The sequence below is a fragment of the Lysinibacillus sp. FSL M8-0355 genome, from assembly GCF_038008985.1.
Lineage (GTDB): Bacteria > Bacillota > Bacilli > Bacillales_A > Planococcaceae > Lysinibacillus > Lysinibacillus fusiformis_D.
The window spans coordinates 1,983,180-2,009,572 of the sequence record NZ_JBBPAI010000001.1 but is presented as its reverse complement, the minus strand read 5'-3'; the positions used below and the strand labels follow the sequence as shown (position 1 = coordinate 2,009,572).

The 26,393-nt window shown below is 35.5% G+C and carries 22 protein-coding genes and 1 pseudogene; 4 read left to right on the top strand and 19 right to left on the bottom strand.

What is annotated here, in order from left to right; all coding sequences use genetic code 11:
* Positions 1–75 precede the first annotated feature (75 nt).
* Positions 76–1,692, top strand: coding sequence for a hypothetical protein (locus tag MKY46_RS09640; RefSeq protein WP_340834043.1), 1,617 nt, complete (start codon positions 76–78; stop codon positions 1,690–1,692).
* A 215-nt stretch (positions 1,693–1,907) separates the two neighbouring features.
* Here the strand turns inward: MKY46_RS09640 and topB are convergent, their stop codons facing one another.
* Positions 1,908–4,037, bottom strand: a complete 2,130-nt coding sequence (gene topB / locus MKY46_RS09635; protein WP_340834041.1) for a type IA DNA topoisomerase — start codon at positions 4,035–4,037, stop codon at positions 1,908–1,910.
* A gap of 365 nt (positions 4,038–4,402) precedes the next feature.
* On the opposite strand from topB, the gene MKY46_RS09630 reads away from it, so the two are divergent.
* On the top strand, positions 4,403–5,515 hold the full coding sequence (locus MKY46_RS09630) for a hypothetical protein (protein WP_036117313.1): 1,113 nt from the start codon (positions 4,403–4,405) through the stop codon (positions 5,513–5,515).
* A gap of 180 nt (positions 5,516–5,695) precedes the next feature.
* Positions 5,696–5,902, top strand: a pseudogene (locus MKY46_RS23790) (hypothetical protein); the annotation flags it as partial.
* A 655-nt stretch (positions 5,903–6,557) separates the two neighbouring features.
* On the opposite strand, the gene MKY46_RS09625 reads toward MKY46_RS23790, so the two are convergent.
* The 11 genes from MKY46_RS09625 to nagZ form a co-directional block, all read right to left on the bottom strand.
* Positions 6,558–7,382: a sugar phosphate isomerase/epimerase family protein gene (locus tag MKY46_RS09625; RefSeq protein WP_340834040.1), complete on the bottom strand. Its 825-nt coding sequence runs from the start codon at positions 7,380–7,382 to the stop codon at positions 6,558–6,560.
* On the bottom strand, positions 7,379–8,347 hold the full coding sequence (locus MKY46_RS09620) for a DUF6005 family protein (protein WP_340834038.1): 969 nt from the start codon (positions 8,345–8,347) through the stop codon (positions 7,379–7,381). The genes MKY46_RS09625 and MKY46_RS09620 overlap by 4 nt, the downstream gene beginning before the upstream one ends.
* 13 nt (positions 8,348–8,360) lie before the next feature.
* The gene (gene asbD, locus MKY46_RS09615; protein ID WP_340834037.1) at positions 8,361–8,618 is read right to left on the bottom strand and encodes a petrobactin biosynthesis protein AsbD; all 258 of its coding nucleotides are present in this window, start codon (positions 8,616–8,618) and stop codon (positions 8,361–8,363) included.
* Entirely contained in the window at positions 8,615–9,847 is a 1,233-nt protein-coding gene (locus MKY46_RS09610) for an AMP-binding protein (RefSeq protein WP_249645791.1), read from the bottom strand. Before MKY46_RS09610 ends, asbD begins: the two co-directional genes overlap by 4 nt.
* Positions 9,848–9,849: 2 nt before the next feature.
* Entirely contained in the window at positions 9,850–11,601 is a 1,752-nt protein-coding gene (locus tag MKY46_RS09605) for an IucA/IucC family protein (RefSeq protein ID WP_340834035.1), read from the bottom strand.
* A complete protein-coding gene (locus MKY46_RS09600) occupies positions 11,573–13,396 on the bottom strand; it encodes an IucA/IucC family protein (protein WP_249645792.1) in 1,824 nt (607 codons plus the stop codon). The genes MKY46_RS09605 and MKY46_RS09600 overlap by 29 nt, the downstream gene beginning before the upstream one ends.
* A 549-nt stretch (positions 13,397–13,945) precedes the next feature.
* The gene (locus MKY46_RS09595; RefSeq protein WP_340834034.1) at positions 13,946–15,127 is read right to left on the bottom strand and encodes a NupC/NupG family nucleoside CNT transporter; all 1,182 of its coding nucleotides are present in this window, start codon (positions 15,125–15,127) and stop codon (positions 13,946–13,948) included.
* Positions 15,128–15,153: 26 nt separating this feature from the next.
* Entirely contained in the window at positions 15,154–16,449 is a 1,296-nt protein-coding gene (locus MKY46_RS09590; RefSeq protein ID WP_340834033.1) for a purine/pyrimidine permease, read from the bottom strand.
* 35 nt (positions 16,450–16,484) lie between these two features.
* Positions 16,485–17,192 (bottom strand): purine-nucleoside phosphorylase, encoded by a 708-nt coding sequence (gene deoD, locus MKY46_RS09585; protein ID WP_036127436.1) that lies wholly within the window; start codon positions 17,190–17,192, stop codon positions 16,485–16,487.
* A 195-nt stretch (positions 17,193–17,387) separates the two neighbouring features.
* Positions 17,388–18,824, bottom strand: coding sequence for a helix-turn-helix domain-containing protein (locus tag MKY46_RS09580; RefSeq protein WP_340834030.1), 1,437 nt, complete (start codon positions 18,822–18,824; stop codon positions 17,388–17,390).
* Between the two features lie 67 nt (positions 18,825–18,891).
* Positions 18,892–20,577: a beta-N-acetylhexosaminidase gene (nagZ, locus tag MKY46_RS09575; RefSeq protein ID WP_340834029.1), complete on the bottom strand. Its 1,686-nt coding sequence runs from the start codon at positions 20,575–20,577 to the stop codon at positions 18,892–18,894.
* Positions 20,578–20,769: 192 nt separating this feature from the next.
* Here nagZ and MKY46_RS09570 point away from each other — a divergent pair, with 192 nt between their 5' ends.
* Entirely contained in the window at positions 20,770–21,168 is a 399-nt protein-coding gene (locus MKY46_RS09570) for a hypothetical protein (protein ID WP_036127446.1), read from the top strand.
* Positions 21,169–21,353: 185 nt separating this feature from the next.
* On the opposite strand, the gene MKY46_RS09565 is transcribed toward MKY46_RS09570, so the two are convergent.
* From MKY46_RS09565 to MKY46_RS09535, 7 genes are all read right to left on the bottom strand, one after another.
* Positions 21,354–22,103 carry a LytR/AlgR family response regulator transcription factor gene (locus MKY46_RS09565; RefSeq protein WP_036127449.1) on the bottom strand — a complete coding sequence of 250 codons (750 nt, stop codon included), beginning with the start codon at positions 22,101–22,103 and terminating at the stop codon, positions 21,354–21,356.
* A gap of 190 nt (positions 22,104–22,293) precedes the next feature.
* A complete protein-coding gene (locus tag MKY46_RS09560; protein ID WP_340834026.1) occupies positions 22,294–23,607 on the bottom strand; it encodes a sensor histidine kinase in 1,314 nt (437 codons plus the stop codon).
* A gap of 55 nt (positions 23,608–23,662) precedes the next feature.
* Positions 23,663–23,797 carry a cyclic lactone autoinducer peptide gene (locus tag MKY46_RS09555; protein WP_196243770.1) on the bottom strand — a complete coding sequence of 45 codons (135 nt, stop codon included), beginning with the start codon at positions 23,795–23,797 and terminating at the stop codon, positions 23,663–23,665.
* Positions 23,798–23,926: 129 nt separating this feature from the next.
* Positions 23,927–24,331: an accessory gene regulator B family protein gene (locus MKY46_RS09550; protein ID WP_340835654.1), complete on the bottom strand. Its 405-nt coding sequence runs from the start codon at positions 24,329–24,331 to the stop codon at positions 23,927–23,929.
* Between the two features lie 163 nt (positions 24,332–24,494).
* Positions 24,495–25,025, bottom strand: coding sequence for a hypothetical protein (locus tag MKY46_RS09545; protein ID WP_036127458.1), 531 nt, complete (start codon positions 25,023–25,025; stop codon positions 24,495–24,497).
* The gene (locus MKY46_RS09540; RefSeq protein ID WP_036127463.1) at positions 25,018–25,644 is read right to left on the bottom strand and encodes an ABC transporter ATP-binding protein; all 627 of its coding nucleotides are present in this window, start codon (positions 25,642–25,644) and stop codon (positions 25,018–25,020) included. The genes MKY46_RS09545 and MKY46_RS09540 overlap by 8 nt, the downstream gene beginning before the upstream one ends.
* Positions 25,645–25,656: 12 nt before the next feature.
* Positions 25,657–26,391: a hypothetical protein gene (locus MKY46_RS09535; RefSeq protein WP_036127466.1), complete on the bottom strand. Its 735-nt coding sequence runs from the start codon at positions 26,389–26,391 to the stop codon at positions 25,657–25,659.
* Positions 26,392–26,393 lie beyond the last annotated feature (2 nt).

Below are 26,393 nucleotides of genomic sequence, written 5' to 3'. Positions count from 1 at the left end.
TCTAATTCAACCAAAATAAGTGTTATATACAAATAAAAATAAATATGGTTAAATTTTACCAAGGAGGCGAAATTAATGATTAAAAAAATCGGTATCGTGGGACGTGCTCGTGTAGGGAAAAGTTTATTATGTTCAAGATTTTGTGAGGATTCAAATTTGATTAGACAACACTTCGCATCAGATGGAGGTGATTTCACTAAAATTAATATTCAATATGTTTTAAATAATAATCTTTCATCAGAACAACAAACTATTCGGTTTATTAGTCCTAATTCATCTTTAAATGGGATTAGATATCCTTTAACGGAGGAAGGATTAAAAGACTTTGAATATCAAATTACACATAATAATACCTTCTCAAAACTTTCTTCAGAAAATGCTGGAGAAAATAAACAATTAGATCCAAAATTGGACGTAATTGAAATTAATTCTCGACCTAGTCAATTAGCCACAGAAATCATGGGGAATAGAATCCAAAGTCTAATTATTACTGACACTCCCGGGGTATCGGGGAATGTTGAAGGGTTAGAAAATATTAATGATGCTGATTTATATCTGTTTATGATGCGATCAGATAACCTTTCTGAATATGAAAAGTCAGTAAAAAAAATGGAACCGATTATAGGTGGCGCACGAGTACTATTCATTTATAATATTCGTGATGAAATATTAGATGATATAGATTATAAAGAAACGCTCAATACTACCATTAAAGCAATGAAAGATTTTGAAAGTAAATTAGCGATTCTAAAAACAAACTCTATAATTGAAAATAGCATTGAATTACTAAATCCTATAAAATCCGTAATACCTATGGGGAATTTCCATAAAAAAAGAGTAAATTTTGCCGAGCAAAAGTTTAACCAAGAACTTCAAACTAGGTTACATAATATGCTTGAGAAACCGTTATATAAACAAGAAGAAAACGTATTAAAAACCGAACTCCAAAATCAAATTTTAGATAAAGGTTACATTGTAGAATTTACTAATAAAATAATCGATGATTTTCATCTAATTAATATTTCAAACAAGCCTACTTACAAAAATCATTATTTACATCATGAAAGTCATGATAGAGTTATGTCTAGAGATAATTATCGTACTTTGTATGATGTTAATTTCAATAAGGGAATTTTGTTGAGTAAACTACATGAATATTTTAGTAAATTAAGTGTAAACTTAAATTCATACAGCAACGTGCCTGCACAGCTACAAGAATTAATAATAAAATATACTTATAGTAGATTATCATTAGCTATTAAAAAAGATTGTGGTCATACTTTAGGACATCATTTTGAATCTAATCCACCTGTTACTATGTGGGCTCAAGAAGCTATACTTGCTGAAGAGATTATTTCTAATAGTGCATTAATCAACTCTTCAATTTACACATCAATTTTCAAGAAGAACGGAATAACTTCAGCATCTTGGAGTAGCGTTAAATTTTGTACAATAGAGCATGAGGAACACGGCGGCTTCTGTAAGGAAAAATTAAATATCATAATGAATAGTGATTTAAATAGAGTGGCTTCTACAAATAGTCAGGAATTAATTCTAAATTCATATAATTTAGCTTTATTTTTATTAGGAAAATTAGCAACTCTAAAGACTATTTACGATTTCCTAGGGATTAGTTTAAATGAGAGTAAATTACTATCTGGGACTATACGTGCAACTACCACTCACAATTAATGAAACGAAGTGAAATTATAATATTATTGGAATTAGCTTGCTTTATATGAAAATACTCTTCTATCTGAAATATTTTGGGATAGAAGAGTATTTATTTTTAAGCCTCATAATATTCTTCTGATTGGTTATCTTAATAAAATTCAATTTTTAACAACATTTTTTCCATGTTCATTTAATTAATTAACTTATCTTAGTGAAACATAAAAGAAATTTTGTTATTTATCTTTAAACTCAAATTCAATTTTCCCTTCAACTAAACGAAGTGCAGCACTGAATTGCTTACCACTCTTAGCCTTGAATCCTTTAATAACTGACGTTTTACCGATTGCACATAAGTCTTTAATGTTCTTCTCAGATAACTTTCTTCCAAGTAATCGCTCGGGGAATGCTTGTTTACAATCATTTTTATATTCTGAGCAACCATAAAAATTCTTACGTAAACTAATTTTACCTACTTTACATGTTGGGCAAATAGCAATATCTTTAGCAGTCGGCTTCGTAAACCGCTCTGTCTCTATAATAAGAGCATCAATCTGTTTAGGTACATTACCAATTAACTGATTTATAAACTTCCCAATATTCTCAATAAAGTGTTTTGCTGAACCTTCCCCTCGACCTATCTTTTGTAGATAGATTTCCCATTTTGCTGTCATTGAGGGACTTGAAAGCAAGGTACCCTCAATTGCTCTACATAAAAGTTCTCCTTTAGAAGTAATACTAACAATATTTTTCTTTACCTCAATAAATCCATGCTTTTTAATTGTTTCGATAATTCCACTTCGAGTTGCTTCAGTACCAATACCTTCTATGGATTTTAGAACCTCGATTTCTTCCTCATCTTCAACTGATTTCCCGCATGTTTTCATCATTGTAATAAGTTGACCTTCTGTATAAGGCTTTGGAGGTATTGTAGTGCTTTCAATAACACTAACCTTACATTGTACCATTTCACCTTGGGAAACTGCGGGTAGCACCTCCTCGCGCTCCTTAAAGTCCTTATCACTTGTAAAAAGCTCTTTCCATCCTTTCACTAGTTCCGTTTTACCTATCGATTTAAACTCTAGGTTTCTCACACTTGTCAAAATCATTTTTTCATCATATTCATAATCTTGATGAAACATTGCTAGCGTTGTATTCAAAATTTCGAAATAAATATTACGTTCATCCGCAGGCATTGTTTGCAGTGCTTTTTCTGTCGGGACCTTTTTAGTTGGAATAATTGCATAGTGTTCACCGACATTAGAGCCATCAACATAGCGTTTATTTTGGCCTCTCAGTACTGGTGCAAACGCCTGTCCAATAAGCTGTTGGAATCTTGGTAAAGCATTATTTAAGTATTCGAATTCATTTTGTGTAATGAGCTGCGAATCAGTACGTGGATACGATACTAATTTTTTTTCGTACAGCGATTGTGTCAACTTTAACACATGCGCTGGACTATATTTCCAACGTTTATTGGCTGCGGCCTGAAGAGTTGATAATGCATGCAACTTTGGTGGCTGGACACGCTTTGTTTTATTTGTAACGTTCACAATCTGTCCTGTATCAATTGGTTGAATATCGTGCTGGTATAACAGCTGCTCTGCTTCTTCTTTTACCTTTGTCTTTATTTTCGCTTTTCCTTTATAAACACCATTTTGCGCCTTGAATACGCCTTCAACCTCATAAAAGTTTTCAGGTTTAAAATTTTCGATTTCTTGTAGTCTTTTATAAATTAAATAAACTGTTGGCGATTGTACTCGCCCAATTGATATACTGCCTTTAAATCCTTTTTGTTGTAGCAGCAACGTATACAACCGACTACAGTTCATCCCTACTAACCAATCGCTAATTTGACGTGTTTTTGCTTCTTGGTACATGAGCAAATCACGCTCATTACTTTGCATATGATTAAAACCTTTTCGTATTTCTTCAACCTCTAATGAATTGATCCATAATCGTTTAACAGGCTTGTTGACTTTCGTCATTTTTAAAAGGGAGTAGAAGATATTTGAACCCTCACGTTCACTATCGCAGCCATTATAAATCATGGTTACTTGCGGATCATTAAAGATTTTTTTGACTGCATGAAATTGTGTATACATTTTAGAGACAACTTTGTCTTCAAATTTTTGTGGAATGATCGGTAATGATCCCAGTGACCATTTCTCCCATTCCTTCTGATATTCTTTTGGTTCCTTTAATTCAACAAGATGACCCACTGCCCAGGTAATGACTGCACCATTAGGAAAAGTTGAACAAGGTTCCAGTTCAATAAATGTTTTCTCTTTTTTCTTTATTTTAAATGCATCTGCATAAGCCCTTGCTTGAGATGGCTTCTCTGCCAAAACGGCGATTTTCCCCATTGATCATCACATCTTCTTTAAAATAGTTTCGTAGCTTTTCTATAAAAACATAAAACTCAACTAATCAGATTAGTTGAGTTGATGGTGAATACCTTACTACTATTTTACTTTAAACAATTAAAAATATCACTTATTAAAATCTATGAACTAAAAGGAGCCTTCAAATGGTTGATGCAAGCCAATCGATTTCGTTTAGCTTCTTGAATATTTGACGGAATTAGGCGGCTGTGATTTAACTAACGCTAATACATTTAAACATGTAATATATATCATTCAAAATCTTATAAAGCTGATGGTGCTAACCCTGCAATGATTTGGTAAAATAGAACAAAATTAAATAACTAGGTTTATTTGGGGAGATTATTTTGAAAAAAAAAGCATTAGTAGCACTCGGATTAATTGTCAGCTTAGTTATCATTCTACTAGTTATTCCTAAAGTAGTTCTAAATAATGAACACACTAACAATGCTGAAGAAAATGAGACTCTTGAAAACTATCAAATAGTTGATGAAGATTTTAATAAAACAGTAGATGTTCCTTTTTCTAGAATAACTTCTTTTAGAGGTAACGCTAACTCAATTTTTATGAGTGCAGATCATAAGAGTTCATCCGGTCTAGATAATAAAATCATTCAATATAATAGAAAGACTCAGAAATATAAAACTATATTTAACAGTAAATTTGAATTGCCGTCTGTCCAAGGTTTAGAACTGAATGATAATTGGTTAGTCTGGGTTGATTCTGATGAAACTGGGTCACAGAAAAATGCATATTCAATGAATTTAAATACGAATGAAATACAACCATTAACACAAGAAAATGATCCAAATATCAATAATGCTTTTCCTGTACTTGTAGAAGACTATGCTGCTTGGATATCAATAGATAGTAGGACAAGCAAGCCGAAAGTTATGTTAAAAAATCTAAAAACAAATGAAACTGAAAGTATATTTGATTTAAATACCTATACTTTTATGAATATGTTTTTATCTGCAAAAGATGGGAAAATATTATTTACTGATAAAAAAAATAATGTTGGTTATCTCTATTTATACGATGTGAAAAGTAAAGAAATCAAAGAAATAAAAACTGATTATGAATTGATTGGTTGGGCAAGTATGCTAAATGACCAACAACTTATTTATCTAACCTTTAATGACCCTAGTGAATCTAAAGTTGATAAACGAAAGCTTCTTTTTTATAATATTTCTAATAAACATACGCAAGAAGTTGTTTCGGATGTATTAAATGTAAATGCTCTTTACACAGATTTTAATAATCAAGTGTTTTTTTCTTATAACGATAAATATTTGATAAAATTTAAGCTAGAGAACAATTTACTGGTTGAAAATAGCGAATTGGAGACACCTGACGTTTACAGGTTTTCTGCGGACAATGATATCTATATTATTAACCAAGACCTTTCAGATGAAAAACGTAAAAGCAAATTAATTATCCAAAGTGAACTCTCTAATTAAAAATTTGGCCATTCCCAATTGGGAATGGCCTTATTCTTTTAAAGTTTTGTGAAAACTCAATTTCTCCCCCTAAAAGTCCGAAAAATAAAGAAAATCACTTATAACTGGAAATGGTATAGTAAAAATTAACCCTATCTTTCCTTAAGATTATTTTATTAAAAATAGCGTAAAAAAGAAGGTTTTGGTTCAGGACTAAGCATTGCGAATAGTATTATGAAATTGTATAAAGGCATAATTAAAATTACAAGTCAAGAGAGAAAAGGGACGACTGTTGAATTGTTTTTACCAATAAATTTAGATCCCATATATCTAGAGTCCAATTACAAAAGTGTCCAGAGAAGTTCTTATCCATGTAAAAGAGGTTTATTTACTGTTGATAACAGTTAATAAACCTCTTAGTGTTGAAAAACAAAACAGTCAATTGGAAGGTAGAAATGGATTTCCCTTGCAGGCTACTTGCTTTCCTGTGGGCGAGCGTCCCGAGCCGCTTCCTCCGCTATCGCTCCGTTTAGAGGCTCGCCTGTCTCGTTATCCCACGGGAGTCAAGTAGCCCTCCACTCTAATCCACAAAAGTGTTACCTTTTTAGCAAAGGTTTTTAAATAAAGTGAAGGTGTTCACTTCTCTTTATGGAGAGGTGTTGTCACGCATCACTTCTCCACATTGAAAATAAGAGCTTATCCCCTCTAAGAATACAGATAATGGGCTATTTGATCGCTATACTACTATGAAAAAAGAATGTTTGATTGGAGTGGAGCCAGCGTCACTCCTAGGGGATTTAGCGTCACAGATGAGACCCTGGAGCGAGCGTAAGTGAGTGAAGCGGCTCATCGGACGCCCCCTGGAAAGGGCGCTGGCGGAACGGAAATCAACCTCTCACCTTGCAAAATTTGCTTTTTCTGCCGTTGACATCATCTTTTTTCACAAATGTTTCTTGCATCAGAACTAAGTTGTGTGCAGACTCCAGTATTTTCAGCTTAACTTTAGGTAATTCCATCCAACCCTAAGGTACAACTGGGTTCACTGAGTATAAACAGCCTTACACTATATTTGCACCAACTGCAACGCCTTCTTAACCTCTTGACTATCTTTTGCTAATACGCTCATCACATTCGATCCAAACCATTCCAATGATGCATCTACCTCCATCGTTGAAACTGCTTCTGCTAGGAATTCACCATAATCAATAGCACCTTCAAACAAAGGAACCATTCCTTCCCTAGACCCTGCTGCCGCATACACATTGTTTGGTGAAAAAACATCTAGTTGAGCACGTGAGGCAATATTTTTAAAATGAAAATGTGAGATATAAGGACGTAGTTGCTTCATGGCGACAATCGGGTTCATTCCTGATTCCCATATATGTAAAACGTCAAAGTTCACTCGTAGGCTTGAGTGATTCGTTTCTTCAAGTAACTGCATGGTTGAAGGTAGATTATCTGTTAATGTATTTGGATGAGTTTCTACCAGCAAGTTTTGTCCTTGTGACTCAAGATAATCACAGAGCATTGTAAGTCTGACAATAAGTTCTGCCCTTTCTTTCTTACTCGTGTCTGAGCTGCCTTGCTTTCCTACAAATGTACGAATTTTATTTGTTCCCCAGCGCTTGGCAAGAGCAGATAATCTTTCTGTTTCAGCCATCATCTCCGAAACGGGTGCATCTAATGGCAAATAATCACTAAGCATGCTCGTTTCCAAACCGTAGGAGCTTAGCCAATCTGCTCCATAATGAGGTTCATCTGCCAAGTTCTTTGCATGAATGCCCCAGAGCTCGATTCCTTGAAAGCCTTGTGTTTTTGCAAATTGAGCTAATTGCTCCATCGAGTGGAGATGGTGCCGAAACGAGATTGTACAAATTGATAGTTTCATAACATGACCTCTTTCTTGTGCTGTAATGTTAACCATGCTTGAAAACATTCTTGTAATCCTTGCTTGATTTTGAACTCAAGCTGATTTTGTTCTTCTAACTTCACAAAAATATTTTCCGCCAATAACAAATCTTGCGTCATCGCCAGCTTCATCGCTCGATACTGAATCGTTGTATAGCCAGTCACTAGACGCTCAATTTCATCACACCATGTGTCAAAGCCTTCCTCTTCGCGGCCAAGTGCTTCCCAAAAAAATGCAAATGCATGCTCATATGCATACTTTCTAATCGCGATAACTGGCAATTGCTTTAAGGCCGTCGGTAGTTTTGACAGACGTTCTTTTCCTGCGATAGACTTTTTCATAATTTCGGTAACGGCATCTGTCAACGGATTACAATCAAGCTTGATGCATGTATTAAAATAGGCTTCAACCGTCTCTGTAGTAGGAGCAATAATCGTCTCAGAATCAAAGTAATAGCCACCTTTGACAGTTGGCTCTTGGATTGCAGCTAAAATTCGCTCCTTCGGTAAAATTCCTTCCCAGCGAAAATCAGGGTCATACATAAACCACTCTTCTTCATTTTCGGTCGATTCTAGCATCACATAATGAGGGAATGGACGTTGATGAAATTTATTCTCTCGCTCTGGCAGCATCGATAAATCCAGCATCACCATCACATGTTGATGTGGCGATTTATTCTCTACTAGCCCTAGCAATTTGTTTATATTTTCTTGTTTAGACTGCTTTTCGTCATACCATTTATAAAGCTTGATGCCATAGAGCATTTCATACCATGTTTGAAAGAAATCATGATCGATTTGATCAGAATGGTATGTTAGCACACCATTATCAAGCACATCAAAATCAGCGTCCCATACCCCAAAATAGTAGGGCCTATGATCGACACCTTTCGTTTTCTTAATAACCTCACAAACACAGCTTACAAAACAATGAACTTTTATCATTTTTGGCCTCCGATTATTCTACCTTTTGCTGTTTTTCTAAAAAGCTTACTAATGTTCCTACTGTTTTGAAATCTTTAGGAACGAGAACCTCATCGGGGATGGCAATGCCAAGATCCAGCTCTATATGAAGAATCAGTTGAAGGACCATAATGGAATCCATATACAAATCCTCATTTAATCGGGCATCTTCATTGAAAGAAGAAAGTGTCGGCAACTCTAATGAATTTTCCATAATATCATAGATGCTCTGAATCAATTGTTGTCGCGTCATACTGGTATGCCTCCAAGTTTTTTTCTACTTATTTTTCCATTAGGCAGCTTTTCAATTTCTTGAACAGGCAAAAACTCTATTGGAACTTGATGTGGAGCTAGAAATTTTCGGCACCATTCTCGAAGCTCCATATTATCGATTGGTTCAGTAGACACATATAGTGCACATACCCGCTCTCCTGATAGGTTATCTTGTTTCTTATATACAACTGCTTCGACTATTCTTGGGTCATCCATTAACACGGTTTCCACTTCTTGCGGATACACATTCAAGCCTGCTACATTAATCGTGTCATCTATTCTTGCTAGAAAAGACAGAACATTATCTTCTATATAGCCAAGATCTTTCGTATAAATCGTTTGTGTAGACAATTCAATAATAATTTCGCTCGGTGTTTGTTTATCACCGGCTGTTACCTTTACATGAGGAAGTGGGTAACCCATTTCTTTCGGATCTTCCACATTAGGGTGAATCGCAACACAGCCTGCTTCAGAGCAGCCATACTGCTGGAGTACTTGGCGAGATTTCTCCCTTAATGTTGTCAGCCAGCTATGCGGCATCAAAGTTCCTGACGTCATAACACGATCAAATTGTTCACCCATCGGTAATAATCGACTTAATGTATAAAGTAACGCTGGGGCCCCATAGAGTATGTGTTGAGGATATTCTTTTAGCTTTTTCAAAATATATTTAGGGTTATTATTTGTAATAATAACTGGCTTTGCTCCCCTTCTTAGGCAAGCCAAGACACCACAAATGAAGCCATAGGAATGAGTTACTGGACAAGCAACAACCGAATTTGTCAAGGAATCGACAGGTAACATCGTCACATAACTTTCAATCTCTTTTTCCACAGAGCCCCACGTTCGTTCAATACATTTCGGAGCGCCTGTTGTGCCTGAGCTCATTTGAACTAATACGCCCTCTTGGTTATTGCAATGATTTGATAGTTCAATGAAAGTATCAATCGATTGGAACAACAGCAGATGACTACCTGCTGAAGAAGCAAGCCGCACAGCTCCCTCTTTCGGCGTTGCTGAATGGATGGGGACAACTGATCCCCCTTTTTCGCGAATGTATAAACAAAGAGCTATATATTGGAAAGTATCATCCGTACAAATAGCTAGTCTGCGATTGTTACACTCCCTTAAATGAGGTAAGCTTTCATATATTTCAAATTGCTTCTCAATATCTTCTACTGCATAAAATTGATCATTGACATAAAACATCATCATTTCTCCTTTTTATCCGCTTGCGCCAACGTATTGTTGACGATATGTCGAAAATTACCTTCCTCTTGATTTTGAACTTTCTTAGTTAGCAAAGATTCAACATAAATTTGTGTGCTAGTATGCTGAAGCCGTTCATGTCTTGCACATAACGATGGAAAGCGTTCCAAGTGCTTCTGTAAGCTGGCCTTAACTTGACACCAAAAATGTGTTTCTGCAAAGTCATACTGCTCCTCTAGCAAATACGATAGTTCACTTAAATGAAATACGAATAGTGTATCCATAATTAACTCTCGTAAAGCCTCTAGAGAAGACATCCAATAATACTGATCGACAGGTGCATCTTTAAAACGTTCGTGTATCGTTGCAAAGTCTGGAACGAGGCTTCTGTCTGCAATGAATTCTTCCATATATTCGATACTGTCATGGAAATCCCTCAGTACAACCCGAGTGGGCCACCCATTTTGATGCAATAAAATCATGTTTTGTGCATGTGCCTCCAGCGCAATACCATGAGCGACCAGCAAGTGCCACACAGGAATAACACTCACTTCGATCAAGCGTTTTACCCACTCCTCTGCTCCATATCGGGAAAGCCAATCATCAATAAATGGACGCCCATCTCTCTCCATCATCATTAGTACTGTAAAAGGAACCGCTTCCTCTTCATCCTTCATATACAAGCGCACACTTTCTCGCCATATGGTACCAAGCTGACCTTCTAGTTTGCTACTATGCTTTTTGGCATTCGGTTCAAAAATAATACCTGCATATTCCTCCAGTACAATAAGCGATGCTTCCTTTTGTAAATAGGCATCTAATTGAATCACCTGTTTAAGCCATGATGAAATAGGAGGAGCGGCACAAACAGCATGAGAATGTAACTTTCGCAAGGAAGAAGTATTCACCATATTCATTGCACATTTTAATTGCGCCTTTTCAGGATGTGAAACATTCCATAATGTTCGTACTGATTGGGTTGCCCTATAGTAATCTCCTTTCACATTTAGAGGGATTAAATCTTTTTGCTCAATTAATCCAGCTAGTTCCATTTTCAGGTTATGCCATTGCCAAGGATGAACAGGGAGGAACGTATAGTCGTCAAATGTTCCACCGAAAATCGCAAGCTTTGCTAGAAGGTCTTCCCACAGAAAATGTCCTAGCTCTCTTTTCCAAAAGCTCTCTTCCTCAAGAACGGTGATTCGTACGTAGCTTCTTCTCACCGCAACCCATTGAAGGGTAAATGATTGCTTTGCCTCAGGGCCATAGTTTTTATGGTCGTCAATTGTAAAACCGGTTCTAGATTTGAAACAAGGATGATAGGGATGCCCTTCCATGATTTCTGATTCTAATTCTTCATAGCTCGAATTTCTTCTCGACATGGGCATTTGGAGATGACGCTCATTCCATTGACAAAGCTTACTCGTTAAATGAAGTTCTTCCAGTAAACGAACTTTGTCTTTACGAGTAGATAGTAATTCATCTACTAGATCCTCAAGCGTAGCTTCTAGTAACGTCTCATCTTTTCCTACTAGAAAAATACTATCGCCCTTTATTCGGATACGATCAAAGGCCATTCTTCGCCCTTCACAACGATAGGTACATTTCTGTCCAACAAGAGTAAAAATGGAAGACCATTTATCTAGAGGCGTTTCTTCATATTTGATTAGTCCTTCAAACATCATTGCTTCTACAAGCTGCCGCCTTACACGTAGCTCTTCTTGTTTAGTAACTAAAGGCTGTAGCTGCTTCATATTCTGCCTCCTCATACTGAACAACGAACGGATTTGGCACTTTCGTATATACCGCTTGTTCAAGCTCGGCTTCTAGTTCATCTACATCATGAAATCTTGTTAATAAATTTGCTTTGAACGCAAGCTCCTCTTGCTTTAGAATGTTACGAATAAATGCCTTCCCGAAACCTGTAAATTCTTTTTCTAATAAGTGCAGTTGATCGATAGACCACTTCAAAAGAATTTTTTCATCGATTAGCTGATCGGCTCCAAATCGAGAAATAACGGGAAACAATTGATTCATAAATAAATAATATGTAAATCTATCATGAATAAGGGCATCTTCGTAAAATAGCTCTTCTGTTTCATGTAAAGAAGGCTCTATTGAAAGAAGTACTTCTTTATATGTTTTTGATAAGTAATAACCTTGGTTATCACGATAATAATAAGTAGTTGGATAACTGGAAGAAATGTTTAACAAACTATTTTGCTGGTGTGCTTCGAGAGCTATTCCATTCTCATCGTATAATCTTAATAACGATTCAATCGAACATTTCCAATAAGCCTTAAACCAATCTAAGCTTACACTCTCTAATGATCGGAATTCTGATTGAGCAATTTTCATGATGAGCTGACATAATTTTGATTTTTCTTTTGGTAGGGGCTCTTGCAAAAGCGTAGCGATCATGCAGATTCCTTCATCCTGTCCTTCAGGAAATACATTTGAGCGAAAAATAACCTCAAACCCTGATTCCGCCTGATTTGGGAACTCTACAGTCATATAGGCTGGATCATCAATCATCCGAAAAGATGGATGGTTCTGTAAGAAATCAATCTTATTCATTAACCGAGCCATAACAATCCCAGCTTTTAATTCATGCGTTCTAGTCACCCGCAATGAATTCGTTATTTTGACTGGAATTGAAAACTTATACATCATTTCTTCATTTGTGCTATATACCGTTCTTATCGAGGAGGTTGCTGTATAAAGTGCCCCAAGTGCACCTTCGTATTTTATCCATCCTTCAGCAAGCGCTTTTTTTACATGCGGTTGCTGCAAAAGCCATTGTGCTTGAAGCGGATGCATCGGAATGAGACAATCCTTCTCTGACATCACAAAATCAGGTTGTGATGTTGTTAAAGACTGAGAAATGAGTTCACTTGCACTTTTTTCTAATACAGAGGACTCTTTTACATTTTTACGGTCAACACGAAAATAGTGAAGCTGGAAAGAACCTTGTAACTCTGGAGCAAAACTCGTTTGCTGCCAATCTGACATCCCTTGTCTGCTTTTAGGTGTTGGATGGAGCCAATGTCCAAGTAAGAGTGATTGCTCAGCTTCAATAAACGTACCGTTAGCTCCATTTTGTTTCTTATTTTCCAGACGCTTTTCAATATAATTTGTCATCGTTTGATAGCTCTCAATTATGCGAAGAATGAGTTCATCAAAATGGGAGGAAAGTTCATGACATCCATCCTTCTTTGCCATAAAATGGAGTTCCTGAATAAATGTGATGAGTATTGTTAATTTATCTTCAACAAGCCATTGGTTTTGTTTCGTACAATACTTCAACGAGTCACCAAATTTATGTCTTCCAACAAGAGATTTGTATTCCATGCCAAATGCAAAACGTGTGTTTTGTAATGGCAACTCGATTTCTAATATATATTCCTCTGTCATCAGGATAGATAGTCGCTGTTCTTTTATCCATTCCTCCTTTCTGACCCAGTGTCCGCTACTCACCTCTCGTATATAACAATTCATAAACGCTTGAAACGTTGCATTTTCTGCAATCTGTTTAGCCATCTGTTGCATTCATTAACCATCCTTTCACAGAGCCTTCTCCCTATCAAATGATAATTATTATCATTCACTGTTAAAAAAATGAGTCTTCCAAATTAAAAAGACTGATGAGATGATAAGAAGTAAATGGAAACAATTGAATTGTTGACAAACGTTGATAATGATTATCATTTTCAACAATAATTACATATTATAAGAAAGACAGAAATGACTCAACTGTCTAAAGACCTATATGGCAATTTAAACCATCGAAATAGGTAAAAGTGTAGAAGCTGTTGCCTTTTCTTGGAGGATATTAAGAGGTTATTAATATATGGTACTTTGAGAGGGAGAAATATTACAAGGAGATAAAAAGAATTTTGCCATATGTGAAAGGTCTATATGTTATGAATGTTCCTAGCCTTTTACATAATATGCAAAAACCCTTTCTTATCAACGAAAGGGTTAAAAATTATATTTATTTATAGAGATCTACCCTCCCTTTTTCCAAGTAACTGAGCAATTTTAGGTGATAGGAAATGGTGTAGATACTCTTAAGTCATTCAAATCTTATGAGCCTATTTAAAATACAATGCCGATAATGATAGCTGATAGAACACTTACAAGTGAAGCACCATATAGCAATTTTAATCCAAAGCGCGCAACCACATTCCCTTGCTTTTCATTTAACCCTTTCACCGCACCCACGATGGTACCAATGGACCCAAAGTTCGCGAAGGATATAAGGAAAACAGATACGATGGCTGTTGTGCGCTCACTGAAACTATCTTGTATTTTAACAAAATCCAGCATGGCAACGAATTCATTTGCCACAAGCTTTGTCGCCATGATACTTCCGGCATTGACAGCTTCATGCCAAGGTACACCCATGACAAAGGCAATTGGAGCAAAGATATAGCCTAAGATGTCTTGGAACGAGATGCCGAATATACCGCTAAATAAACCATTAATCAAGGCAATCAACCCAACAAAACCTACTAACATGACCCCAACGATGATGGCTACCTTAAACCCATCCATAATATATTCGCCTAGCATTTCAAAGAAGGTTTGCTTTTCACCTTCTTGTACTTCAATTATATCCTCTTCGGCTTTTACGTCATACGGGTTAATGATGGAGGCTATAATAAAACCGCCAAATAAGTTTAATATTAATGCTGCCACTACATACTTAGGCTCTAACATCGTCATATAGGAGCCGACAATCGACATAGATACCGTTGACATCGCAGAAGCACATAATGTATACAGACGATGTTTCGGTAAAAATCCAATTTGATTTTTCACGGAAATAAATACTTCATTTTGTCCTACTATAGCTGCTGCAACTGCATTATATGATTCTAGTTTACCCATCCCATTTATTTTACTTAATACTAAACCAATATACTTAATAATAAATGGGAGGATTTTATAATGTTGCAATATTCCAATTATTGCTGACATAAATACAATTGGCATTAATACATAAAGGAAAAATGTATGTGCACCTTCATTGGCCATCCCACCGAATACAAAATTAGTACCTTCATTGGCGTATTTAAGTAATTTTGCAAAACTATCAGCAAAACCTTTAATTAGAAATTCCCCGATACCCGTTTTAAGTAAAAGAAAGCCTAAAATAAGTTGGATAGCAATCATCACCATGATGGGGCGATATTTAATCTTTTTCTTATTATTACTTGCAACCCATGCTAATAATAGAACTAGCATGAGTCCTACTATAGAAATTAAATAATGCATCTTGTCCCCTCCGTGTTTTACTCTGTTTAAGATATAGACTTACTCGAATGTTTTTCCTTCCAGATTAATCCTTGTTCTAAAATAATTGCTAAAAAACTTCCACAAATTAACCCATTGTTTAAAATAGCAATCACGACAGGAGATAACTGGCTTGTCGCAGATGAAGGAATAAACATTAAACCAACACCAACTAAAAGAGATACGCCACTCACGATATACGTTCGTTCCTCGTGCGTAACCATTTTCAATTCCTTCAAGGAGATTCCAACCATCTTGACAAAAATAACGAATGTTACGGCATAGCCTATTGGTGCTGGAATACCCGCTAATATATTCATAAAGGGTGGCAGCAAGGAGATACAGATAACGCAGCAACACCCAATTAAAAACGACCTGCGTTCCTTCATACCTGTTTGTTCAACATATCCTGCTGCCCCCGAAATTGGCACTGAGCCGATCGCACCCAGGCCTCCACAAATTAGTTGTGTAATCCCTGACATAAATCCAGCACGCAAATAACGGCGATCATCCCTTGATTGTTTTTGTTTCATGACTGTCTCCATCAAACGGATTGATGCAATCGCATTAACTATTAATAGCAATGCTAACAAAAATGCTGTAGTGATGGTGCCACTGTCAAATCTCGGCCTTCCAAATGGGAACAATTCAGGGAGCTTAACTAGCGTATTTGCCTGTGAAATCCCAGATGTCTGACCAAAAATCACAAATAATAACCAACCTATCAATATACTAATAATGATTGAAAATTGACGCAGGATAGTATAGCGATTGTTGCCTAACCAAAAGGTGATACAAATGACCATCGTACTAAGTAGAAATACTTTAATATCTACTGTTGCGTGGCTTGACGAAATACCCATCATTCCTTTCATAAAGGAGCCACTTAATTGAAAGATTAATAAAAGCAAATAGATAAAAGTGATGGTCGGTGTAAATAAACAAGCAATTTTATCCATTAGCTTAAGTGCTGAAAGTAGGATAAATAAAATACCACTTATAATCATTCCTCCACATAAAGCTTGTAAGGCAGCCATGTGAGAAGAATATAATACCCCTACCAAACTCGCATAAATGGTAAAAATGCTCCACCATAAACCAGCTGGCCCTTCATGGATTGGTAATTTATGACCAATCAGCCCTTGTAAAAAACCAGCTATCCCTAAAGTAATAATCGTACTTTGGATTAGCCCAGACGTCTCAATAGGTGTTAGATTATATACATCTGCGATAGCAATCGGCGCTGCGATAGCACCAGCGAGCATAAATACCATCCACTGTAATCCAGACAATATTGCCTTCATTACGGTCTTCCCCTTTTCTTACGATTACTATTGCATTACTCATCGATGATTGTCTGAAGTGCAATGTCCACCATTTCATAAAAGGACTTTTCACTTTCCTCGTGAGATAAGCTTTCATTTGTTAATAATTGACTACCTACCGTCAAAATAGATAATGCTTTTACCCCGTATTTAGCAGCTAAAGTATAGAGGGATGTACTTTCCATTTCTACACCTAACACACCGAATTCCATAAACTTATGAAGCCTGTCTAGTGTTTCACGATAGAATTCATCAGAATTATAAATATTGCCAACAAAGACATTTACTTTTTTGTCTTGTGCTTGTTGATACGCCTTCATTAATAAAGAAAAATCTGCTGTTGGTGCGTAATTATTACCGTAGAATATTTTCTCCGTCAAATTGCTATCTGAGGACACTGCTTGGGCTAATATAATATCACGGATATTAATATCCTTTTGCATCGCACCACATGTTCCGATACGAACCAGTTTCTTAACGCCATAATCGTTGACCAATTCCGTACCATATATACTCATCGATGGATTGCCCATCCCAGTACCTTGAACTGAAATCGGCACACCTTTGTACATTCCTGTGTAACCATACATCCCTCTTACTTCGTTATAGCAATAAGCCTTCTCTAGAAAATGCTCTGCTACAAATCTTGCACGCAAAGGATCTCCAGGAAGCAGCACACGCTCTGCTATTTCTCCCTTTTTTGCACCTAAATGCCTACTCATCTTTATCCCTCCAACTATTTATCTCAAATTCCATAAGGTAAACGTTTTCATTTGCCATCAAAAAAACCCATAGCTGTTTCCAAACCAATTTCTCTTAAAAGAAATCGGTTCAGAAACTACTATGAGTATAAGATTTTTTTATCATAACAAACTAGACCAGATTGTTACGTAGTGTACAGGAAATAATTGACCAAATTACTGAAGCAATTCTTGGCGAATATTATCTAAATCCCTTTTTGAAGGGATCGTTGAAATAATAACAACGGGCACTGTCGTTAAGGCAACAGGAAAATTACTTATGACAAAATCAATGTGATGCTGCTCCACCATTTCATCGGTTAGCCCCTTCATAATGGAAGTATTAATAATGAGTTGGTCTCCAATTTCGTTTTTTATCAAATTAGCTATATAATGACGGATAGAAAACTCCTCACCAATGACCAAGAAGGCTCGTTTACTTTTATAGCGTAGTCCTGAACGAACAAGTAAGGTGAGTTTGGTTAAATGAAAGTCATTATACAGGACAGAAGGGTATGTTTTTTGCCACTTTTGCATGCAGTTCTGCATATCTTGATAAATCTGCTGACACTCGATTTGAACATAGTTTGTTAAATTACTTTTTGCAATCGTCAACCATTCAGGAATGGCGTTATCGATTAAAAGCTTGTCAAGAAACTCATATACTTCCAAGATAAAACGCTCTTGCCTATCTAGATTGGGGTAAGCCTTGGCCAATATTGTTAACAACTGCTGCGCCATTTGATCGACTTCTTTATTCTTGTACAATTCAATTTCTTTCTCCGGCGTCATGTCAGACCCTTCATAATAATGATATTGGCTTAGGCTAAATAGGGATTGCATGAAAAACAATTCACTTTTTGGTAATTCTATAGAGAATCTTTCTTCCAGTGCCAGCGCAAAGTCTTTTACTGGCAAATAGAAAATCCCACTTTCCCAAAGATAATCACCCTCAGCAATTTTGACATAGTTCCCTTTTCTCACTCTTTCAAGTACAATCGCTATTAAAAACGATAATTTCCGTTTGGAATTGATAAAATAAACAATGTTCTTCTCATTCTCTATATTCGTAATGGATTGATTGATAAAATCAAAGTCACTATTCGTAAATGGCCATCCTGTAAACTCATAAGCATCACCATATAACTTCCAGTAAAAATAGCGGATATTCAATTCATTTCCCTTTACGGCTGGCGTCGAGTATGTAATTCGTAGCTTATATGGCTTCAAATCGTGATTATTTAATTGCATAATCAGTTTCTTCAAAGATGAGGTACTCATAAACATAGCTTCTGCAAGCTCCTCCATGGTGAATTGATGCCCATTTGTAAACAATAAATGCATTAGTCGATAGAAGATTGTTTGTCTAAGCATGCTTGAAACCACTTCACTAACTGTTGTACTTCGCCCATCGCGTTGTAGAAAGATTCCCTTTCCTCTAGACACTTCAATAATCATCGCAGATGGCAATTGCTTATTGATCTCCTCTACTAGCTTACGGATGGTTTTATCTGAAACATGTAAACTTTTTCCAACCTCCGCTAAAGTAAACCATCTTTGTTCAGCATCTAACAGCGTTAATAATCGACTAGCTAATTTGAATTCCTTATCCACGTTCTCACCCTTATCCATCATTCACAAAAAGGAACATACATTACTTGCTGTATGTCCCTCTCCATCTTTATTTATACATATTGAATACGTTTTCGATGTCTGTATTGAGCTTGTTGATATCAACTGCTGTCACGGGTTGATTGACAAGCTGATACTTTTGTTTTAGCTGCATGATTCGACGGACACTCTCATTAATGCGCTCCTCTGTTATGTCTCCATCATGGACGGCTGCCTTCACAGCTTTTATGGCTGATGCGACATTCGTGTACTCATGGGCGATTAATATAATATCACTGCCAGCCTTGATTGAATCTACAGCCGCTTGACCGATAGCAAAATGATTCGTGATAGCTTTCATCGTCATATCGTCTGTCATAACAACCCCATCGAAGCCTAGCTGCTCCCTTAACATACCTGTGATAACTTCCTTCGACATCGATGAAGGGTATTGTGGGTCAATCTTTGGTAATAAAATATGAGCAACCATGACCACATCGGCACCGTTATCAATGGCATCTTTAAAGGGTATAAGCTCCAGTTGCTTTAAATCGGCCAAACTTTTCGTCACCTTTGGCAATTCTAAATGGGAATCCACGGAAGTATCACCGTGCCCAGGGAAATGCTTGATTACTGGAATTACTTGCTTGGACTCTAGCCCTTTCATTGTCTGAATGCCTAATTTGCTGACAATATCGGGATGATTCGAAAACGAGCGATCTCCGATAATCGGATTATTCGGATTGCTATTGACGTCTAGTACAGGGGCAAAATCAAGGTTAAAGCCAAATGCCTTTAATTGTTCCCCTAGCAATTGACCTACTTTAAATGACAATTGGGATTGATTGATATCCCCAATGCTTTTATTCGTTGGGAAGTTTTTTAAAGGCCCTGGTAATCTAACCACCTTCCCACCTTCTTGGTCGGTTCCTATGAAAAGGGGCACCTGATTATTGGTATTGGCAGCCATTAAGTCATTCATCAATGTGACTGTTTGCTGAGGGGTTTCAAGATTATTACCATAAAGAATCAAACCGCCCACTTTGTCATCTTGAATGAGGCTTGTTGTGTCCTGCTGAAGCGTCGTACCTGACACACCTGCAAACATCATTTGACCAATTTTTTCGTCCAATGTCATCTGCTTGACCGTATCAGCTGCTTGTTGCTTTAATTCAGTATAGACCGAAATATGATGAACGACAGGATTAGGATCACTGTCAGTCGGTTTTGGTAAAATCCATTTTAATTGATAGTCGGCATTCACTTGGTAGACAAGAATGATTTGATTGGTCGTTGTATCCTGATAATAACGAACCTCATCGGGTTCACCTAACTTATTTTTAATATCGGCTAAATGAATTTTCTTGATATCCTCTTTAAATGAACGAATATCAAAAGCATGTGAACCTTGAAAGCCAATCGTCACATCCTGATAAGCTTCATATCGTCCATTCACTGACTCCGTTACTTGCTGAGGCTCCCCCCATTGCTGATGAACCACTTGTTGATCCGCCTCACCTGCTGCAAACGGCACATAAGGGACTCTTCCTTCTAGTGCTAAACTAGCTATGTCCTGTAGGATGACCTCCACATTTTCTGACACCCCCTCTTGTTCAGATACTTCCTCTTGGACTGGGGATGGCTCAGAATTTCTTGTCGTTTGTGTGGCCGGCCGCATTTTTGTGCCGAGAAAAAAGAACAAACCCAGTAATATCAGCACGAGAACTAGGAGCAAACCACGTCTTCTTTTATGCATGCAAAAACCTCCTTCACCAAACAAAATGGCGACTTCGAAACAAATCTATCAACTAACGTTATCATAACTGCCACTTGAATTCAAAGCTCACGCTATGAACAGAATCACGGCCTTCTATAGAAAATATTATCGTAAGCTAGCAAAAATGCAAAAGAAGATGTTAAAATATTCACATAAAGGGGGAAGCAAAGCATGGGGAAATTAAGTAAAAGGAATATATTATGGATTGTGCCTATCGGTATTTTAGGGGTATTTTGGTACTTTTATGGCCCACAAAAGGATATTACAAACAATGAATATATTACATATGTACAAAACTATACGTATGAAAATAGTACAAAAACATTAGAAAGTGCCTTTGCCGCTGCCTGTGAAAATCCATATTGGGTTTATTTTGAAACACAAAAGGGACAGGACGTCGTAGAGTTCAAGGGGGATTGCCCCGTTGACAATGAAATAGCCAAGGTCAATGTGCAATTTCTTGTAGACAATGCCATCACAAATGTCCAATCTGGTGCAATGCTTATTGATAGTAAAATGCAAGAGGAAGCAGAACGCGATCAATTTTTACTGACGCTTGTTCAAGAATAAAGGATATATGCCCTTATAGCTAGTCTATGAGGGTTTTTTGTGTAACGAAGGGCGGTGACGAAACATACAGATACAGACGGTCTCATAGATATTTTTTATAATTATCCAAATGGTTAATAAAGAAAATGCATGTTCCGCCTTACGTTTTGACTAGAAATGAGAAACGGCTCTTTGAGAAAGATTTATCATGACTTAAATGCTGTTAATTTTTCCTTTAAAAGTTTAACTTTTCGGAATGAAATAGGACACTTGTCGCCATTTAGCATAATAATCATCTTTGACTTCCAATTTATTTCGAGGACATTATTCAATTGAATCAAGTAGCTACGATGGCAGCGAAAAAATATTTCATCAAAACCCTCCTTCTCTTCTATCTCATTCAATTTTGCGTAGAACTCATAAAACCCTTGCTTTGTCGATAAAGTCAATTTATGAGGGACATCTGCAGCTTTAAAATATAAAATATCATCTAAATTTATATTTTTTACATATTCACCTACCTTAATTTGAAAATAGTGGGTGTCAAGTCGTTCACCTATATTTCGATATTTTGTAAAAGCAGAATTTAGAGCGCTGATAATACTATGCTGCAAGTCTTCTTCCTCGTCTTTTATAATAAAATCAAGGGCTTCTACTTGGTACTTAAATGTTAAGTGCAGCATTTCATTATGTGTAGTAATGAAAATTATACTTGCTAAAGGTAGAGCTGCCCGAATGATCTTCGCTAATTCTAGTCCGTTTATAGCTGTACCGAAATCAATATCTAAAAAGAAACAATCCACCTGTTCTTTTTGAATAAACTTTGCTAACTCTTCTGGAGATGCCGTATTTAATACTACTTTAATACCGTTTTCCTCAATAAACGTATAATTATTAATATAGGATTCTACTTGCTTTGCAAATACTACATTATCTTCGCAGATTGCCACTTTCATAATTTCTCTCCTTTTATCCATTACGTAGGTTAGTAAGGTAGCTACGCACATTTTATAGAGCTAATAATGATGGTTTAATGAGATGATGTGGGTAACACCCATCATTACCTCAAATTATGCGCTTTTTAACGGTACTCCTATTTCAGCTAGTGTTTGGCTTGAAGACCCACTGAAAAAGCAAAACAAGTATTCATCTCCTCCCTTTAAAGGAGGAAGTCTTCTGCTGACGCAAGATCAACAACTCTACATTAAACCAATTATCCTCTACGCTTATATTTAGTAACATATCTGACGAGGAATCTACTATTTTTTTCACGGTACTCAATCCTAAGCCATGACCTTGCTCTTTAGTGGTATACCCCTCCCAAAAAAGTTTATTTATATCAATAACTTTCTTATTCATTTTATTTCGAATAACAAAAAGCGTAGAATCCTTTTGTTCTATTACAGCCAGTTGAATAAATTCTTGACGATCTTCTACACAATTCTCGATTGCATTATCCAGTAGAATACCTAAAATTCGAGTTAAATCAATCAAATCTTCCTCTAACTTTAACGGATTGGGAACCTCTAGTGATACTTTCAAATTTTGTTCAATAGCACTACTTACCTTATTGAAAATTAAACCTTTTAATGCAAGGTTTTGGATATTGTTTAAATGGGCTAGAATTTTATTACTCTCCAATGTTTTTTGTTCAAACTTTAAAATTCCCTGTTCAAAGTAGGTTTCTAAACCTTCCCAATCTTTATCCGCTATATAGCCTTTCAAACTAAGTAAAATGTTTAAATAATCGTGTCGAAACTTTTGCATATCTTTATTCACTTGCTCTAAAGATTGAATATAAACGCTAAAGTTTGAAAGTTCCTTTTCCTTAACCGTTAACTCATATTTTTTTAGATAAATACTAATGATAATCCCAATTAAGACTATTAATAATATAAAATATACTGTTAACAAAATTGTATTAAACCTTAATACTTCAATTTTCGAATACTTAAATACACGAAAAATATTAAAATAAAAAACACCAATAGTACATACTATAGCCACATTAATCAGCCAAATTTCTTTTTTCGGCAATTTGAAGTATATCTTTTTAATTAGTAAGGACAATAGGTAAATGATGAAAATATGTATACAGATAAATACAACTGTTCTTAAAAAAAATTGAAATAATTCATCCTTAAATGACAGATTGAAAATAATAATTGTAGCCAAATGATCAGAAATTATAGCGACAATAATAACAATCCCCCAATAAAACAGACATTTTGTTTTTGGATTCCCCCATAAAAAGAAGATAGTCATTCCAACTAGTAGATAAAGTATTCCGCTCCAAAATATCATTTGATATCGAAATACTGATGGAAGAAAGATAACTAGTGAACTGAATAAAACTCTTTTCCATGATGGCCGTTCATTTACTAAGTAATAAAAAGAGGCCATTAATAAAGCATACTGTATAGGTAAATTAATAAGGTTGATGGTCCATTCGTGCAACATTTTGAAAAATCCCCCTTTTATACATAATAAAGTATAAAAGGGGTTAGATCAATTTTCATAATATTCTATCTTCTTTTAAATCTTCTGGTACTGATACTTCATGAAGATAACCAAAACACATCTGAGAGGCTCCTAAAGCTCCTAAATATAAAAATAAACTACGTAAAGTTCTGATAAAAAATTTAGCCATACGTAACACCTCCATTTTTTAAAGTTTGAATAAGTAATGTTGTCAATTGAATAGTTATACCAATAAGAATGTACTGAAACACTCCTAGAGGAATGACAACCATGAGAATCAATAATAAAAATAATCGTATTAGAAGCTTATTTTGTAAAAGTTTTTTTTTTCATCTTGAATTGGATTTATCAGTGTTCCAAGAGGTCCTATTAAATAAATTGAAGCAATGACAATTAAGCTACTTCCATAAACCATAGTTGCTGACAAATCAACAAGATTTAAAAAGTAAGGGAAAATTACAAATACAAACACACTTCCCAAAATGCACCCTTTATTTGTACGACTGTGCCATCCGTAAGTCACCTGTCGGAGGAATAAAAAACTAAAATGGACAATTAACACTTTCAAAAATACTCCTAGTAAAGCCGCTAAAATATAAACAACTAAGCCTTTTTTAATAATATCTGCTACGATATAAAATCCGAATTTCAACTTTACTTGCTCTTTCGAATCCATCGAATCTGTTATAAATTTATTTAACAACTTTTCTTCATAGGCAAAGAACTGCAATCAATCACCCCATATTAATCTAACTCTAAATTGTCGATAGCATAATTGTACTTAGTGATTCATTCACCCACTTTGAATATTACTTTTAAGCTTCACTTAGGTCAGCTTATAAATTTTTTGCCCTACAGCTGCTTATTTACTTGGGTTCAATAATTACTTGGATATCATCAACATAATTTGTTAACTCCAATTCAATTTCTTCGGAACTTAAAAGTTTGATTTGATTTGCTTTTATATTCGTGATTAACTGTTCTGGTTCATATGAAACATTCAGCGATGTAAATAGTACTTCAAATAAACGCAGTACATCGTCCTCTATCTCACTTAGTTTTTTTCCAGGTTGGTTAATCAAAATATTAATGTTTCCTAATTTATCATTCTCTTTACTGTGATTGTTTTTATATTCAATTATCATAATTTGTTTACCAGTTTCATAACCCGTCTCTGTTTCGCTCAGAAACTTAGAAACATCATATTTTTGTACATGACGTTCAAATTCCCCTATTGTCATGGGGAAAGTCTTCAGATTGGCAAGTGATTCATCTGTCTGATCATCAGAAGTCTGTTCAGTTGTTGACGTATTATGAGGATTTCCCTTCACCCCATACGGTGCACATGCGGTTAATAACAATGTTCCAACTACAAGACAATACTTTAATTTATTCAACTAGTTCACCTCGTTCTAATTCGTATACTTGATCACATAGGTAATCAATATGACGTTCATCGTGACTTGTTAATAAAATTGTGGTTCCTTTATTTTTATATTCAATCAAAAGCTCTTGAATTTCTTTTACCGATTCCTTATCCAACCCGTTAAACGGTTCATCTAAAATCAGAATTTGTGGATTTTCCATAATGGCTTGTGCAATTCTTAATCGTTGTTTCATGCCTAATGAATAATTTCGTACCTTTTTATTTTGAGCTTCGCTTAATCCGACTTTTTTTAAGGTTTGTATGACGTCCTCTTTCGTAATCTTTTTTTGGATATTTGCTAAAATTAATAAATTTTCTAAGCCTGTTAAATATGTAATAAACGGAGGTTGTTCAAGGATAATACCTGTATTTTTGATATATTCTTTACCAAAAACAATTTGTTTACCGTCAACCCAAATTTCTCCTGAATCAATTTTTGTAAAACCACTAACTGCCTTTAACAGCATTGTTTTGCCCGAACCATTATGACCAACCAAACCTATACAATTACCATCTTTAACTGTAATGGTAATATTCTTTAAAATCGTTTGTTCTTTTATACTTTTAGAAACTTTTTTTATTTCAATCATGACGCTGACTCCCTACCCTATTTCATATTTTGCGTTCCTTAGCATAATTTTTGAAACAACAATGATAAGCACCCCTAAAGTAATACCACTTTTAAAGAAAGGATCTTCTCCTATAAAAACAAGACTTAGTCCATTGATATTTAGATTTATTGCAAATAGACAAAGAATACCTATAAACATTACAAATAATGCGATAACCTCATTAAATTTTAAATAAATACAAAACATTAATTGTGTTAGGCCAATCACTAATAGAACACTCGTTAGGGCTAAAAAGATCATTTTTAACAGGAGTGTTTGCACATCTAGAAATTCCAAGCTATTTATTGTATAAATAAAACCGAAAATTGAAACATAGTAAACAAAAATAAATACGATACTATTTTTTATATACGATCCTTTAATAAATCTAAATGCTTCTTTTTTTGTATGGGCTCGAAGGAAAACGAATTGATAATAGCCTTTTTTTAACAATAAAAAGTGATATGCCCCCCAAAATATAGCCAATAAATAAAACATAAATGGTCCTATATAGTGAAACGGGCTATTCCCTTCCATATATTCGTACATTGAGAAATTGATATTGATAAAAATTCTATCAAATACCGCCTCTTTCGGTAAAATTACATCATAGTCATCCATGTAGATAATGATCTTTTGAAACCCTTGTTTAAAATTGATATACCCCAATGTAAGTGCAGAAAGAATAATCACGCCATATTTGATTAGCTTTCCTTTTGCCTCCATCT